The organism is Legionella sheltonii (assembly GCF_026191355.1).
Taxonomy (GTDB): Bacteria; Pseudomonadota; Gammaproteobacteria; order Legionellales; family Legionellaceae; genus Legionella; species Legionella sheltonii.
Genome location: NZ_JAPHOQ010000055.1, coordinates 1 through 580, shown reverse-complemented (window position 1 = coordinate 580; position 580 = coordinate 1). Strand labels below are relative to the sequence as shown.

The window sequence follows — 580 nt, the reverse complement described above, 5'->3', positions numbered from 1 at the left end:
GCGTTGGTATCACTATGGTTATGAGCTCCGTTATAAAAAGATATCGAGACGCTCTTGTCCTCGGATATTAGGCCTTGATGAGCATTCATTTAATAGAAAGGTTGGGTATGCGACAACCTTTTGTGATTTAGCCAAGCACAAAATCTTTGATGTGGTTGAAGGGCGTAGTGCTAAAGACTTAGAGAGCTATCTCAAGACCTTAGAGGGGCGGGATAAAGTGCTTGTTGTGTGTATTGATTTAAGCAGCAGCTATCGCTTATTAATAAGACGTTATTTTCCTAATGCAAAGATAGTGGCTGACCGTTTCCATGTGATTCGCTTGTTGAATCAGATGAGCCTCCAGACTTATCAACAGATTGACCCTCAAATAAAGTATCAACGTGGTCTATTAGCTGCATTAAGAACGAATGAAGCCAATTTAACGATAAAACGATTAAATAGAAGAGCCAGCTATTTACAGCACCAGCCAGCAATTGCGGCTATCTATCACTTTAAGCAACGTCTCCATCGACTCCTGATGAAAAAGCATCGGACAGCAAAGCAATGTAAGCGTTTACTGCCTTTGTTTCTTAAATACGTA

1 protein-coding gene is annotated in these 580 nt (G+C 40.5%); it reads left to right on the top strand.

All coding sequences use genetic code 11. From position 1 onward, the window contains the following. Positions 1 to 580: transposase (locus OQJ26_RS19340; RefSeq protein ID WP_265705293.1), on the top strand; the 580-nt coding region annotated here is incomplete at both ends.